This window comes from uncultured Prevotella sp. (assembly GCF_946407605.1).
Lineage (GTDB): Bacteria > Bacteroidota > Bacteroidia > Bacteroidales > Bacteroidaceae > Prevotella.
Map to the genome: position 1 here is coordinate 1 of NZ_CAMJOS010000028.1, position 14,010 is coordinate 14,010.

The 14,010-nt window shown below is 53.2% G+C and carries 14 protein-coding genes; 3 read left to right on the forward strand and 11 right to left on the reverse strand.

Annotated elements, in window-relative coordinates; translation table 11 throughout:
• The 4 genes from Q0R57_RS11155 to Q0R57_RS11170 form a co-directional block, all read right to left on the reverse strand.
• Positions 1–742 (reverse strand): 6-phosphofructokinase (locus tag Q0R57_RS11155; RefSeq protein ID WP_294747488.1); only part of this gene is annotated, 742 nt, incomplete at its 3' end.
• A 46-nt stretch (positions 743–788) separates the two neighbouring features.
• The gene (gene nhaD, locus Q0R57_RS11160) at positions 789–2,162 is read right to left on the reverse strand and encodes a sodium:proton antiporter NhaD (protein ID WP_294747491.1); all 1,374 of its coding nucleotides are present in this window, start codon (positions 2,160–2,162) and stop codon (positions 789–791) included.
• A 23-nt stretch (positions 2,163–2,185) separates the two neighbouring features.
• The gene (locus Q0R57_RS11165; RefSeq protein WP_294747493.1) at positions 2,186–2,794 is read right to left on the reverse strand and encodes an OmpH family outer membrane protein; all 609 of its coding nucleotides are present in this window, start codon (positions 2,792–2,794) and stop codon (positions 2,186–2,188) included.
• A 15-nt stretch (positions 2,795–2,809) separates the two neighbouring features.
• A complete protein-coding gene (locus tag Q0R57_RS11170; RefSeq protein WP_294747495.1) occupies positions 2,810–3,022 on the reverse strand; it encodes a hypothetical protein in 213 nt (70 codons plus the stop codon).
• 67 nt (positions 3,023–3,089) lie between these two features.
• Here Q0R57_RS11170 and Q0R57_RS11175 point away from each other — a divergent pair, with 67 nt between their 5' ends.
• From Q0R57_RS11175 to Q0R57_RS11185, 3 genes are read left to right on the forward strand one after another with little or no spacing between them, the layout of a single operon-like run.
• Positions 3,090–4,541: an aminoacyl-histidine dipeptidase gene (locus tag Q0R57_RS11175; RefSeq protein WP_294747497.1), complete on the forward strand. Its 1,452-nt coding sequence runs from the start codon at positions 3,090–3,092 to the stop codon at positions 4,539–4,541.
• A 19-nt stretch (positions 4,542–4,560) separates the two neighbouring features.
• Complete coding sequence (gene uvrA, locus Q0R57_RS11180; protein ID WP_294747499.1) at positions 4,561–7,413, forward strand: excinuclease ABC subunit UvrA; 2,853 nt, start codon at positions 4,561–4,563, stop codon at positions 7,411–7,413.
• Positions 7,410–7,883 carry a cytidine deaminase gene (locus Q0R57_RS11185; RefSeq protein ID WP_294747502.1) on the forward strand — a complete coding sequence of 158 codons (474 nt, stop codon included), beginning with the start codon at positions 7,410–7,412 and terminating at the stop codon, positions 7,881–7,883. The genes uvrA and Q0R57_RS11185 overlap by 4 nt, the downstream gene beginning before the upstream one ends.
• A 7-nt stretch (positions 7,884–7,890) precedes the next feature.
• Here Q0R57_RS11185 and Q0R57_RS11190 read toward each other — a convergent pair whose 3' ends face one another.
• The 7 genes from Q0R57_RS11190 to Q0R57_RS11220 all read right to left on the reverse strand — a co-directional run bounded on the left by Q0R57_RS11190 (position 7,891) and on the right by Q0R57_RS11220 (position 13,937).
• On the reverse strand, positions 7,891–9,240 hold the full coding sequence (locus Q0R57_RS11190) for a right-handed parallel beta-helix repeat-containing protein (protein WP_294747505.1): 1,350 nt from the start codon (positions 9,238–9,240) through the stop codon (positions 7,891–7,893).
• 81 nt (positions 9,241–9,321) lie between these two features.
• The gene (locus Q0R57_RS11195; protein WP_294747508.1) at positions 9,322–9,879 is read right to left on the reverse strand and encodes an NADH peroxidase; all 558 of its coding nucleotides are present in this window, start codon (positions 9,877–9,879) and stop codon (positions 9,322–9,324) included.
• A 125-nt stretch (positions 9,880–10,004) separates the two neighbouring features.
• A complete protein-coding gene (locus Q0R57_RS11200; RefSeq protein ID WP_294747509.1) occupies positions 10,005–10,484 on the reverse strand; it encodes a D-Ala-D-Ala carboxypeptidase family metallohydrolase in 480 nt (159 codons plus the stop codon).
• Entirely contained in the window at positions 10,481–10,858 is a 378-nt protein-coding gene (locus Q0R57_RS11205) for a hypothetical protein (protein WP_294747511.1), read from the reverse strand. Before Q0R57_RS11205 ends, Q0R57_RS11200 begins: the two co-directional genes overlap by 4 nt.
• Positions 10,859–10,877: 19 nt before the next feature.
• Positions 10,878–13,157 (reverse strand): hypothetical protein, encoded by a 2,280-nt coding sequence (locus tag Q0R57_RS11210; RefSeq protein WP_294747514.1) that lies wholly within the window; start codon positions 13,155–13,157, stop codon positions 10,878–10,880.
• Complete coding sequence (locus tag Q0R57_RS11215) at positions 13,154–13,537, reverse strand: hypothetical protein (RefSeq protein ID WP_294747516.1); 384 nt, start codon at positions 13,535–13,537, stop codon at positions 13,154–13,156. Before Q0R57_RS11215 ends, Q0R57_RS11210 begins: the two co-directional genes overlap by 4 nt.
• 115 nt (positions 13,538–13,652) lie before the next feature.
• Positions 13,653–13,937 carry a hypothetical protein gene (locus Q0R57_RS11220; protein WP_294747519.1) on the reverse strand — a complete coding sequence of 95 codons (285 nt, stop codon included), beginning with the start codon at positions 13,935–13,937 and terminating at the stop codon, positions 13,653–13,655.
• Between the last annotated feature and the right edge of the window lie 73 nt (positions 13,938–14,010).

The window sequence follows — 14,010 nt, forward strand, 5'->3', positions numbered from 1 at the left end:
GACCCATCACCTTGATGAAGTGCCAGTACTTACGGGCAGAGTTACAGTCGCGCTCAATGTTACCAATCAGCTCAGAGTATGTCTTACAAGCGGTATCGAAACCGAAAGAGGTCTCAATCTGCTCGTTCTTCAGGTCGCCGTCGATGGTCTTAGGACAACCGATTACCTGTACGCCGTAGTTCTTGGCAGCATAGTACTCAGCCAGCACACAAGCGTTGGTGTTAGAGTCGTCACCACCGATAATCACGATAGCCTTGATGTTCAGCTCGCGGATAATCTCGAGACCCTTCTCAAACTGCTCTACCTTCTCCAGCTTGGTACGACCAGAGCCGATCATATCGAAACCACCAGTGTTACGATATTCGTCGATGATATCGGCTGTGAGCTCCATGTAGTTATGATCTACCAGACCGCCAGGACCCAGGATGAAACCGAACAGACGGTTCTCGGGGTTCAGCTTCTTAATCTGGTCGAACAGACCTGTGATGACGTTGTGTCCGCCAGGAGCCTGACCACCAGAAAGGATGACACCAACATTCATCTTCGTTGTGTTGGCCTCGGTAGCGGGTTCAAACTCCACGATAGGCATACCGTAAGTGTTGGGGAACAATTTCTTGATTTCCTCCTGATCGGCCACACTCTGGGTGGCAGCACCTTCTTTCACCTTCACAGCGCCCTGCAAAGCCTTAGGCAGTTTGGGCTGATAGGCGGCTCTTGCAATCTGCAATGCACTTTTCTCCATAGTCGTTTTCTTGAATTAAATAATAAATATGTTATTTTTGTTCGCTTTACACAAAACACAGGACCTCTGCTCCAAGGACAGCCAGTCCCAGCAACCAGCCCAGCAGCACCTTGAACGAGATGTTCTTGAAGTACCACCCGAAATGGATATGCTCCATCTTCATCAGGGCCAGGCCGCACACGCTGCCCACAGAAAGCAGACAGCCTCCCACCGCCGTACAATAGGCGATGATCTTCCAGTAGAGTCCGTTCTGGGCATAGTCGCCTGCATTCCACACATCATACATTGAAATACCAGAGGCAGCGATAGTGAACGAATCCACCAGACTGCTGATGATACCAGCCAACACACCTACAATCCACAGGTTGCCAAACGTTTCATCCACCCAGTCGGCCACATCGGTAAAGACGCCCGTCTCGGTAACGACTCCCAGACCCAGCATGATACCCATCACAAAGAGCATCTGCTGTATGGCCTCATACTGTATGACACGCGGAATACGTCGCTGCGACGTCTGGTCGGTATTCATCAGTTTGCGGTTAAACGCCTCGTTGACCACCCACAGCAGGGCCAGCACCACCAGTGCGCCGAGGAAGGCGGGCAACCGCGTAATACTCAGGAACGTAGGCACGAACCACAGTCCACCGATACCTACCACCAGCATCAGCATGCGCTGCCAGCGGTTCAGTCGCGTATCGTCGCCACGGAAGGGAGCAAAGCCCCACTCTATGTCAATACGGCTGGGCAACCGACGGCTAATCAGATAGGTAGGCACCACCCAGGCCACGATAGCCGGCAGAGCCAGATATGCCGAAAACTCGGTAGCCGTCACCGCCTCGTTAGCCCACAACAAGAGTCCCGTTGGGTCTCCAATCACCGTGAAGCAACCGCCACAGACGGCAGCCAGCACGATGGCCGAGCCGATGAGCATCCTTTGCGGACGACTCTTCACGATGCTATGCATGATGACCAGCATCACGATGGTCGTGGTGAGATTGTCCAGGTTAGCCGACAGGATGAATGTGGCCAGCGTGATGGTCCACAGCAGACGGTTAGGATTACGTGTCCTAATCCATTCGTTAATGAAGTCGAAGCACCCGTTGGTATTCAGTATCTCGATAATCGACATTGTAGCTAACAGGTACATCACAATGGCAGCAGCCTTTCCCACGTATTTCAGGAAGATGCTGTCATAGATAAAGTTCTTAACGGCATCGCTGCTAGCGGTCTCTTCGCCCAGGAATTCCGCATAGGCTCCCGGGTGCATATCCATCACGAAGTCAGTTCCCCAGATGATATAGACCACCCACCCTATGGCTGCCAGGAAGATGCTGATGGCAGCCTTGTTCACACCCGTGAGATGTGTGGTCGCAATCAGCAGATAGCTGAGCAGCAATAGCAGTACGATAATCAGCGTCATCGGAAACTCTTACTTCTTACCTTTTACTTCGTTTTGGTTGAATCAGCAGGAGCAGCGTCCTTGTTGTAGCGCTTGTTCATGCCATTCACCACCTCGGCGGTAATGTCAAAACGCTGATCGGCATAGAGCACAGCAGCCTTGTTGACAATCATGTCGTACTTCTTGTCCTTGTTATAGTCAGCCAGGAAATTGTCCAGACTATCCTGCAGGGCCTGCAGGAACTTCTGCTGCTCGTTGGCCAGCTCCTTCTCCAGACGCTGCTGCAATGCCAGGATGTTCTCCTGTTCACGCTGCAGACTGGCCTGCTCAGCCTCAGCCTGTTCGCGACTGGTGAAGCCGTTGCTCTGCAGTTTCTGCTGGAAGGCCTGAGCCTTACGTTCAAACTGCTGACTCTTGCTCTGGATGGTGTTGCGGGCGTTGGTACCCTTCTTCTCGAGTTCGAGCGACATCTGCTTGGCAAACTCATATTGTGAGGTCAGCGAGTCAATCTCGATGTATGCGATACGCATGCCAGAAGGCTGTGCTGCATTGTCGGCAGCAGGTTCGTCCATTTTAGGAGCAGAGTTGTTACAAGCGTTCATCAGTCCGGCAACAGCCAGAAGTGCGAAAGCACGGAAAATGTTCTTTTTCATTGTGACGTTATTGATTTAATTGTTTCTTTCTTTTACAGCCAGCCGACTCTTTGTCCGCTGTTCGCGATCTTGGTCCATCACACAGTGAATACCTCTCTCTCGCATCGCCTTCGAGTCGTGAATATGCTGCGAAGAAAAGCGTCCATCCTTGCGAAAAACCAGTTTTATGCACAAAAATGCCATCGAGATAGCAATTATTAACGTGCTTATTGCGATTATTTCATTCATTTTTACTACTTTTGCGGGTGCAAAGTTACGCATTTAATATCAAACATTAAAAATTAAAACATTAAAAATGAATAAAAGTGACTTAAAACCTGCCTCAGTATTCGAGCAGTTTGCAAAGATTAACGAAATCCCCCGCCCTTCGAAGCACGAAGAGAAGATGATTGAATACCTTAAGCAGTGGGGTGAGAGCCATCAGTTGGAGACCAAAGTCGACGAAACGGGCAATGTGCTCATACGCAAACCGGCCACCAAAGGCTACGAGAACCGTAAGACGGTGATTCTGCAGAGCCACATGGATATGGTGTGCGACAAGCTGGTCGATGTGGACTTCGACTTCAACAAGGATGCCATCCAGACTTATGTCGATGGTGAGTGGCTGCGCGCCAAAGGCACCACGCTGGGTGCCGACGACGGTATCGGCTGCGCCATCGAGCTGGCCATCCTCGAGGCCGACGACATTGAACACGGTCCGCTGGAGTGTGTCTTCACCCGCGATGAGGAGACAGGTTTGTCTGGTGCCGAGGGCATGAAGGCCGGCTTCATGACGGGCGATTACCTCATCAACCTCGACTCTGAGGACGAGGGCGAGATGTTCGTCAGCTGTGCCGGTGGCCGCAACACACAGGCCAAGTTCACCTTCAAGCGCGAAGAGGCTCCTGCCGGTTCGTTCTTCCTGCGTGCCCAGCTCAAGGGTCTCACGGGTGGACACTCTGGCGACGATATCAATAAGAAGCGCGCCAATGCCATCAAACTCTTAGGCCGTTTCCTGTTCCAGACCATGAACCGCTACGAGGGTGTGCGTCTGGCACAGTTCGATTCAGGTAAGCTGCACAATGCTATTCCTCGCGACGGACAGTTCGTCATTGCCGTTCCTAACGATGTGAAAGAGAACGTAAAGGCCGACTGGAACGTGTTTGCCGCACAGGTGGAGGACGAGTTCCACGTGACCGACACCCAGATGGTGTGGACAATGGAGTCTGCCGATGCCGAACCCGTCATCGAGGCTCAGGTGGCCAAGAACTTCGTGTGGGCGCTGCAGGCCATTGACAACGGCATCTACGCCATTTGTCAGGACCCCGAGCTCAACGGAATGGTCGAGACCTCGAGCAATATCGCTGCCATCCACTCTTCCGAGACCGAGATCAACATCCTCTCGTCGCAGCGTTCTAACGTGATGTCTAATCTCGACAATATGTGCGCCACCATCGTGGCTACCTTCCAACTGGCAGGTGCCGAAGCCCACAGCAGCGACGGCTATCCCGCCTGGAAGATGCGTGCCGAGAGTAAGCTGCGCGACACCGTCGTTGCCACCTACAAACAGCTCTTCGGTAAGGAGCCCATTGTGCGCGGCATTCACGCCGGTCTTGAGTGCGGTCTGTTCTCCGAGCGCTATCCCAACATCGACATGATTTCGTTCGGCCCCACCCTTCGCGATGTCCACACGCCCGACGAGCGTCTGTATATCCCCACCGTGCAGATGGTATGGGATCACCTGCTGTTGGTTCTCAAGTCACTCTAATACTCATTATTAATATAAGGTGAGTCAGTCATACATAGAAATCAAGGGAGCGCGCGTCAACAACCTCAAGAATGTTGACGTGCGCATACCCCGCAATAAGTTCATCGTCATCGCCGGCGTCTCTGGCTCGGGTAAGTCGTCGTTGGCATTCGACACGCTCTATGCCGAGGGTCAGCGCCGCTATGTGGAGAGTCTGTCCAGCTATGCACGACAGTTCCTTGGGCGCATGAACAAGCCCGAGTGCGACTTCATTCGCGGCATTCCGCCCGCCATCGCCATCGAGCAGAAGGTCATTGCGCGCAATCCCCGCAGTACCGTAGGCACCTCTACCGAAATCTACGAATACTTGCGCCTGCTCTTTGCTCGCATAGGCCACACCTTTTCTCCTGTCAGCGGCGAAGAGGTGCGCAAGCACACCACCGAGGACGTCATCAGCAAGATGCTGGAGTTCTCTCAGGGCACCAAGTTTATGGTGCTGGCACCCTTGAAGGTTCAGGAGGGCCGCACCACCGAGCAGCAGCTCAAGGCCTGCATCCTGCAGGGCTACAGCCGCATCTGCGTTGATAATGAGATAGTTAGGATTGACGATTATCTGGACTATATCGTATCACCAGACCCTGCGGTGTCTCATGTGGGACGACTGTTCCTCGTTATCGACCGCCTGTCGGTTGACGACTCTAAGGACAATATCGCCCGCCTGGTCGACTCGTCCGAGACGGCGTTCTACGAGGGTCAGGGCGAGATGCGCCTGCTGTTCCTGCCCTCAGGACTATGTTATGACTTCTCCACCCGTTTCGAGGCCGACGGCATCACCTTTGAAGAGCCCACCGACCAGCTGTTCTCCTTTAACTCGCCCGCCGGCGCCTGTCCTGAGTGTCAGGGCTTTGGCAGCATCATCGGCATCGACGAACATCTGGTCATCCCCAACACGTCGCTGTCGGTCTACGACGGCTGCGTGGTTCCCTGGCACGGTGAGAAAATGGGCGAATGGAAGAACTGGTTCATCCGCCATGCGGCCATCGACGACTTCCCCATCTTCGAGCCCTACTACAACCTCACCCAGCAACAGAAAGACTGGCTGTGGCACGGGCTGCCCTGCGACCACAACGAGAAAGAAAAGCCTTGCATCGACTCGTTCTTCGAGATGGTCAAGGACAACCAATATAAAATTCAGTATCGCGTCATGCTGAGCCGCTACAGGGGTAAGACCGCTTGTCCTACGTGTAGAGGTTCACGTCTGAAGCCCGAGGCCAACTACGTCAAAATCGACGGTCACAGCATCACCGATTTGGTGCAGATGCCTGTGGTTCGACTGCAGGATTGGTTCGCCCATCTGGAGCTTAACGAGCACGATGCTGAGGTAGCAAAACGACTGCTCATCGAGATTAAGTCACGATTGCAATTCCTTCTGGACGTGGGACTTGGCTATCTGACGCTCAACCGTTTGTCTAACTCACTCTCGGGTGGTGAGAGCCAGCGTATCAACCTCTGCACATCGCTCGGTTCCAGTCTTGTGGGCTCGCTCTACATCCTCGACGAGCCCAGCATCGGACTGCACTCTCGCGACACAGACCGACTGGTTCACGTGCTGCGCGAACTGCAAGCCTTGGGCAACACAGTGGTGGTGGTTGAGCACGATGAGGAGATTATCCGCCAGGCTGACTATCTCATCGACGTAGGTCCCGATGCGGGTCGCCTGGGTGGCGAGATAGTCTTTAGTGGAGAGTGTAGAATGGAGAATGGAGAGTTTGCTACCGCCTCTCCGTCTGCGCAGTCATCAATGGCGGCAGCAAACTCTAAACCAAGCCACACCCTCGACTATCTCAGCGGCAAGGAAACCATTCCCGTACCCACCTCGCGACGCCCCTGGAACCGCCACATCGACATTCTCGGGGCCCGCATGAACAACCTGCGCGGCATCAACGTGCAGATACCGCTCAACGTGCTCACGGTGGTCACAGGCGTCTCGGGCAGCGGCAAGTCGTCACTCATCAAGGGTATCCTCTACCCCGCCCTCAGGCGCCACTTGGGCGATATGTGCGATGCACCAGGCGAATACACCAGTCTGGGCGGCGATATCGACGCTATCCGTCGCATCGAGTTTGTAGACCAGAACCCCATCGGCAAGTCCTCACGCTCTAATCCCGCCACCTATGTGAAAGCCTACGACGCCATCCGAGACCTCTATGCCGAACAGCCACTGTCGCAGCAGATGGGCTTCAGCCCGCAGTATTTCTCGTTCAACGCCGACGGTGGCCGTTGCGACGAGTGCAAGGGCGCAGGCACCATCACCGTAGAGATGCAGTTTATGGCCGACTTGGTGCTCGAGTGCGAAGCCTGTCACGGTAAGCGTTTCAAGCACGACATCCTCGATGTGCGCTACGAGGGCAAGAACATCGACGACGTGCTGAATATGACCATCTCCGAGGCCATCGAGTTCTTCGGACAGCATAAGCAGAAGACCATCGTCAACCGCCTGAAGCCCCTCGAGGACGTAGGTCTGGGCTATATCCGCCTGGGCCAGAACTCCAGCACGCTGTCGGGCGGTGAGAACCAGCGCGTAAAACTGGCCTACTTCATTGGTCAGGAGAAGCAGGAGCCCACGCTCTTCATCTTCGACGAGCCCACTACGGGTCTGCATTTCCACGATATCAAGCGCCTCATGTCGTCGCTCGACGCCCTGATAGCGCGTGGCCACACGGTGCTGATTATCGAGCACAATATGGACGTCATCAAGCTGGCCGACCACGTTATAGACCTGGGACCTGACGGCGGCGATCGCGGCGGCAACCTCGTGGTGGCCGGAACGCCCGAGGAGGTGGCCCAGTGCAAGGAGAGTATCACAGGAAAATATCTTAAACCGAAAATATGAAAGAACTGAACCTAAAACCCGTCATCATGGAGTGTCAGATGGACGAGCTGCCCAGCGACGAACAGTATCTGGTGCAGAAAGCCATCGAGTCGACCAACAACAGCTACGCCAGGTACTCACACTTCTGCGTGGGTGCCGCCGTGCAGCTCGACAATGGCGAGGTGCTGCCAGGCTGTAATCAGGAGAATGCGGCCTTCCCTGCCGGCATCTGTGCCGAGCGGTCGGCCATCTTCGCTGCTGGCGCTCAGTATCCCAATGCCGCCGTAGAAAAGATTGCCATCGCAGCCCGCGAGCCCAACGGCAACCTCACAGCCGAGCCCGTGAGCCCTTGCGGCACCTGTCGTCAGGTGCTCATCGAGACCGAGACGCGTTTCCAGCGCCCCATCCGCATCCTGCTCTATGGGCGCAACCGCATCTACGTGATGGATGGCATCAGTCACCTCATGCCGCTCTCGTTTACTGAGTTCTAAAAAAGAGTTAATAGCAGCCCCAACCTTGGGCTGTCGATACCGAATCCAGGTGGAAGTCGTACTTCAGGTTCTCCTCGTCCACGAGTTTGAAGTGCATCTTTCCCTGTATGGAGTCTTTGGGCGTCTCCCAAAGAATATTCACAAAGGTAATGCTGTCGCTATCGCTGGGCTCCACCTTCGGCGTGCGCAGCAATGAGTTGTGGAACATATAGGCAAACACATTCGTTGTATCCGTTTGCTCGCCCATCACCACATCATCCTCATAGCCCGTCACGATGCTACTGTCGCACAGCAGTCCGTAGAGCGGCATCTTGTTGTGGAAGCGCAAGGCCGCGCCGCGACCGCCGGCAAAGGGATAGAACTGTGCCAGCGTGCAACGCCTGATGTCGGCCAGTCCGCCCACCACCTGCACGCAGTCGCCCTTCATGTTCGACACCAGACACTGGTAGAGCCTGATGTTGGCGTTGAAGCTCACCACACCCGCTCCGGCGCAGTTATGCACCACGCAGCGCTCCATATCCAGCCTGTACACCTGGTCGTCGAAGGCGGCCGAGTCGCACACAACGCCAAATTTTCCAGCATTACGTATTTCTGTAGCTCTCAATATGTTATTCGTTGACGATGAGCGGATTACGACACCGCCAGTCTGCCCCCACTGACCACTCACACGGTCGTATGGCAGGTAGTCGAACATATAGTCCAGACGGTCGCCGCGCATCACCACGCTGTCGGTCACCAGGCGTCCATACACCTCAATGCCCTTGCCGTCGTGGAAATACATCGTCGTGTTTCTAATGGTCAGCGTCACCGCGCTGTCAACGCGCAGACCGCCATACACCACCACCGGCCGCTGGCTCTCTATCAGCGAGTCGCTCTTCACCACCACATCGCGCATAAAGATTGCATCCCAGGCGTGACCCTGCAGCACCACGCGCTGCTCTACCCCGCTCTCCAGCTTGAATATCAGCTCGTCCTCTATCAGTTGAGGCTCCAGCTGTCCGTTCTCAGGTGCCGTCAGCTCCACAAACACGCGAATGCTGTCGTTCTTGCGCACCTCCAGGTCGCTGACTATCGAGCCCATGCTGTTGTCCAGATACGTGCCGTCCACGTTCACGCGGAAGCCCGTCTGGTTGCCCTGCTTCAGCCTCACGCTCTTCAGCCTGATGCCGTCGTCGGCGTTGTTATACACCCAGAAGTCGTAGGTGCGCGACCCGATGGACGAAAACACCGTATCCATCTTCACCGAGTCAACACCCATCGTCAGTCGTGCCGACGTGCTGGAGGTAAACGTGTCGTCGTCCTCACACGCCACCACCGCCGCCATTATAGCGAGAAAAAGAAAAAGCCGTCTTATCATATACAGATAAAACGGACTTTTCCTCATTTTATTGTTTCCTCCTTTTTACTTTTAGTCCAGTCTGCTTTCGCAGCCTTCACCTTACTTACCAAAGTACCTCTTCAGCAGTCCGGCAAAGCCAGCTCCGTGACGAGCCTCGTCCTTCGCCATCTCGTGAACGGTGTCGTGAATAGCGTCGAAACCGGCAGCCTTCGCGTTCTTGGCAATGCGGAACTTATCCTCGCAGGCACCAGCCTCAGCAGCAGCGCGCTTCTCCAGGTTGGTCTTCGTGTCCCATACGCACTCGCCCAGCAGCTCGGCAAAGCGAGAGGCGTGGTCAGCCTCCTCGAAGGCATAGCGCTTGAAGGCCTCAGCAATCTCGGGATAGCCCTCACGGTCGGCCTGACGGGCCATAGCCAGATACATACCCACCTCGCCGCACTCACCATTGAAGTGGTTGCGCAGGTCGTCTATCATCTCTTGGCTCACACCCTCGGGCTTGCCGTCGCCAATGCGGTGAACGGTAGCGTAGGTGGTCTCACCCTCGTCCTTCAGTTCGCTGAACTTCGAAGCAGGAGCCTTACAGATGGGGCACTTCTCGGGAGCTGCATCGCCTTCATAGATATATCCACAAACGGCGCAAATAAATTTCTTCTTCATACGTAATACATTGTTTAAGTTAATAATTGGGAAATCTTTTGCAAAGATACAAATTATTTTCGACACTCGCAACTTTTTCCCCAACTTTTTTCAATAATTGTTGCTATTGTTGCGGCACTTGGTATTTATGTCTGTATTAAACGTACCCTGCGCCTGTTGCCACTTGGCCTTACTGCAAAGTGCAGCCAATAGGTGCCCCTGGGTGAACGCTCTAACAATAACTCGTCGAAGTCCTCTTGCCTCTCATCGCTGATATCCAGCAGAGTGCTAGCATAATGGATGAGTTGTTCGAGGCCTGTAACGTGGATATCCACAGCACACCCCGTCAGGTGATTCGAATCCGGTACGCCCCCTACTGCCCTATTCACCTCTGGACTCCTATATCCACTATTAATGATGATTGGCTCTTCACTCCCCTCCCTAAGCAGGGAGGGGCTGGGGGAGGGTCTTCTTCTCAGCTCTTCCAGCCAGCCGCAGAGGCGCTTCAGGTTATTTACTTGTGCCTCGTTGGGCACGTTCTCTAAGTTCGCACTTGTCTTGCAGAGCTCCCCCAGCGTGAAATGCTGGGAGAGTCGTGCTTGCTTGTTGATTTCTACATTAGTCATAACTTCTTAACTCTTAACTTCTTGTTTACGTTAATTGGCGTGCTTTCAGGGAAAGCGATGCTGTAGGCTTTATCGAGGGCTTTCAGGTTTATCTTGTAGAAGCTGATGCCCGTTTTGAGAGATACGATAGCACGGAGTAATTCACGATGCTTACGGGGATAGAGCGAAGGTGCCTGCAACTCGTCCCAGCCTGCTTGATCGCAGAGGTTGCACACCTTCCAGATAAAGTCATCGTTGGCTTCGGCAGGAAACCACGACTTCAGAATACGACGGATGCAGAATCGCTTGCATTGCCCTCGGAGGAGCTGCCTCGTGCGCTCCAGCTTACGCCAGAGCACCACGAAGCATTCTTGATTATTTTCAACTCTAATCATAATTCTCAATTTTCAATTCTCAATTAGTTGAAAACTTCTTCTTGTACGATTCCGTCTTCACGTATCGTCCTGAGACCTCGTCATAGACAATGTACCCGCGACTCTGCCAACTGCGCAATGTGCCGTCACCGCTACCGCTCTTGCCCTGTTGCTGACGCATTTGTCGGTACTGGTCTTTAGTGAACTCATCGGACAACAGTTCCAGCAGGTTCTGAGGGCCAGACTGACGCTGAATTTCAATTTCCTCACGCAGTTCTTTCTCCAGCTGCTGACCAAAATACAGCATCTTGCACCAGAGGTTGTACTGCTGAGTCCACCTAACAAAATCCGCGATCTCCTTCGACCACTTGTAGCCGTGAGCCACATAGAGCACCATTCCTTTCAGCCAGGCAATCACGTTGGCACGATAACTGAACACGCGGTAGGCTTCGCTCTCATAGAGCTTTGCAGCATCCTTGTTCTCCTGCTTCATCTCTAGCGACAACTTCTTTGATTGAGGGCATTCAATCAGTCCGTTAGCTGCCTCCAGGCGGTCGATGTAGGGCTTCAGTTCTGCGGCAAACGTGTGGTCGTAGATGCCCAGAATAGGCTCCGCATCATCGTCCTCATCAGTCCTAATAATGGTCGATACATCCAGTCGGCTCACGGTACCGTCATTCACCATTCGCAAGAAAAATTTCTTTGCATTGGGAGGGGTCGTTGACGCGTTAAAGTTCCACCTTAAGGGTGCTATACCGCTGACCGAATCGGCCCCTACGCGCTCCTGGCCGGCATCAGAATTGTCAAAGGCTTTTCTGATCAGCAAGCCTACCTCATCCACCGTACCCTTCGATGTCACCTTCTTCAACCCCTCTATCTCGTCAACAATCGTATAGATAAATCGCTGACCGTTGTTGTTGGCATCTACGATGCGCTGATTAAAGACAGCGTCTGTCAAATTATCAATCAACATCTGAATACAAATATCAGTTGGTCTCGGGTCTTTCTTCTGCTTCGCGCCCGGGTTCTTCTGCTTCCAATCAGCCTCGCGCTGACGGTTAGGCTGGTCGCGCTGCTTGATGTCCTCCATGATGTACTCGATAGGCTTTTTGATGGTGCCTTTACCGATACTCTGACGACCTATCAGGACGTTCATGAAGGTAGCCTCGTGCTCCACGTTATCCCAGTAGCGGAACTTCACCCCGTGCAGATGAGCACCCAGCCCAGGGAATACCGCATTGGCCACAGCGGGCTTGTAGAACCAGGGGACGTTCTTCGTCAACAGCCTAATCAGCGGCGGCAACTTCTTGGGCATTGCTGGTGGCGTAGTCAGCGTACCACCACAAGCCTTGACTGCCTGCTGCGACTTCAACGACTGTAGCACCTGCTTCAACCTGTAAGGCATACCCTTGCGCGGCTCCTTCAGCGCATTCTCAATGGTCTTGCGCCACTCTGCCTCTTCCTCAGAAGTACACAAAGGGGACGGTTCTTTTTGTGTACTTTTTGCCCAGTAGTTGGGAATAACCTGCATCAGTTTTTCCAGCGAGTAGCCGCAGATGCTTCGGATGGTCACCGCCAGTTCAAATGTCAGCGCATTACGGTCGCCCTCCACAGGTTCCTTGCCACCATTGAACAATTCCCAATACTTCGCGATGATGTCCGCATACAGTACCCCGTTGTACCTCGCTTCAGGGTCGTAGGGTACTGGACACGGATAGTTCGGATTTGAACTGCAACACTGCAACGCTGCAACATCTTCATTTCGAGTACTCCCCTCTCTAAGCAGAGAGGGGCTGGGGGTGAGTCTGAATATCGCATCATCCAAATAAATCAGCTCCTGCTCAGTAGTGGTAAAAAACACGCGGGTAATGTCCTTTGCCTGGGCATCATAAGCAACCTCCAGCAGTTCCGATGCCCACTTCAAATTATCCACTTGGTCTAACTCAGGGCGACGCTTAAACACCAGATGATAGCCAGCCCCTCGGGCACTCTCCTCCAGCATTAGCAGGCCCAGTTCATCCTTCTTGGCGAGGATGCGCTCACGAACTACAGGCATCTCCTCTTTCGTCAAGTGGTCAATATCCATCCCTACCGTCGTGCTCATACACTTCGAGCCTTTCAGCGTGCCATCCTCATTAGGCAGGCAACTGTAGTTCATCTGCACCAGCTGCGACTTACGACTTTCTTCACCCGAACGGACAGCCTTCAATGTCTGCTGTTGTTTCTCGCTGTTGCGGCTCTGCAGATACTCCTCTCTCGAATGGATGGGGCGCATAAACTTTGCGCCACCATCGCCTTTGTAAATCTCGAATACACTCATACTGCCTGCTGTTTCAAAATCAATTCACGTATCACCTTTCTTGCTATCGCTCCGGCCTGCCTTACCAGCTTCTCGGGCAACTGCTCCAACTGATCCTCGTCGAGCGAGAAGTAGAAGTACCACCTCTTATCCTGTCCTTGCGACAGCGAAGCGTTATCATCGCGGAAGAGGGCCTTGTTGCGTATGCGCTTGGGCTTTTCCGTCATATACACATTGCCGTCACGCTTGATCTCCACCTTGAAAGTTCCTGAGAACGCCTGCATCTCAACATCCTCGCAGCACATAAAGTCTGCCGTCTTGAGTCCGTTTTCCAACATGCCTAAAGTCAAAAGACCATCGAGCATTATCTGTTTCTCTGTTGTAATAATAATTTTTTCCATAATAATCGTTTCGAAATTTGTGAGTGTCAGGAGAAAAGCGAAGATTTTAGTTTGAGCTCAATTACATCCAGATACGTTTTCTCCGTTCACGCCTTCGACCCGATTAAACTTTTTGTTAGCTGTTTATTTTTACGATATCAGTTACTAAGATTTCTTGGAACGTCTGTCCCTGATATTCGTGTGTAGAGAAACGAAGGGTGGCCACAACCACATCACCTTCGTAGAACCTGCACGCCGCCAGATTTCCCAGCATGGCGCACACATACTCGTTTTCAAACTTGCCGCCGCCCAGCTCCTTCAGCACAATGTTGCACTTCTGGATCTGGCCAGCCTCATTTTTACTTGACTGTACGCTAAAGGCCTCGCCCTGACGTACCACTTTTAAAATTTTTGTTTCCATAATGTATCAATAAGTCAAATAACACTGTCAATCAATCGTTGACGGTGCAAAGGTACAAACATACAAAAACAAA

What these genes read in the sequence shown, in the direction of transcription:
- Q0R57_RS11190 (WP_294747505.1), bottom strand. Translation starts at nt 9,240, where the DNA reads ATGATAAGACGGCTTTTTCTTTTTCTCGCTATAATGGCGGCGGTGGTG.
- Q0R57_RS11205 (WP_294747511.1), bottom strand. Translation starts at nt 10,858, where the DNA reads ATGATTAGAGTTGAAAATAATCAAGAATGCTTCGTGGTGCTCTGGCGT.
- Q0R57_RS11165 (WP_294747493.1), bottom strand. Translation starts at nt 2,794, where the DNA reads ATGAAAAAGAACATTTTCCGTGCTTTCGCACTTCTGGCTGTTGCCGGA.
- Q0R57_RS11210 (WP_294747514.1), bottom strand. Translation starts at nt 13,157, where the DNA reads ATGAGTGTATTCGAGATTTACAAAGGCGATGGTGGCGCAAAGTTTATG.
- Q0R57_RS11200 (WP_294747509.1), bottom strand. Translation starts at nt 10,484, where the DNA reads ATGACTAATGTAGAAATCAACAAGCAAGCACGACTCTCCCAGCATTTC.
- Q0R57_RS11215 (WP_294747516.1), bottom strand. Translation starts at nt 13,537, where the DNA reads ATGGAAAAAATTATTATTACAACAGAGAAACAGATAATGCTCGATGGT.
- Q0R57_RS11175 (WP_294747497.1), top strand. Translation starts at nt 3,090, where the DNA reads ATGAATAAAAGTGACTTAAAACCTGCCTCAGTATTCGAGCAGTTTGCA.
- Q0R57_RS11195 (WP_294747508.1), bottom strand. Translation starts at nt 9,879, where the DNA reads ATGAAGAAGAAATTTATTTGCGCCGTTTGTGGATATATCTATGAAGGC.
- nhaD (WP_294747491.1), bottom strand. Translation starts at nt 2,162, where the DNA reads ATGACGCTGATTATCGTACTGCTATTGCTGCTCAGCTATCTGCTGATT.
- Q0R57_RS11220 (WP_294747519.1), bottom strand. Translation starts at nt 13,937, where the DNA reads ATGGAAACAAAAATTTTAAAAGTGGTACGTCAGGGCGAGGCCTTTAGC.
- Q0R57_RS11170 (WP_294747495.1), bottom strand. Translation starts at nt 3,022, where the DNA reads ATGAATGAAATAATCGCAATAAGCACGTTAATAATTGCTATCTCGATG.
- Q0R57_RS11185 (WP_294747502.1), top strand. Translation starts at nt 7,410, where the DNA reads ATGAAAGAACTGAACCTAAAACCCGTCATCATGGAGTGTCAGATGGAC.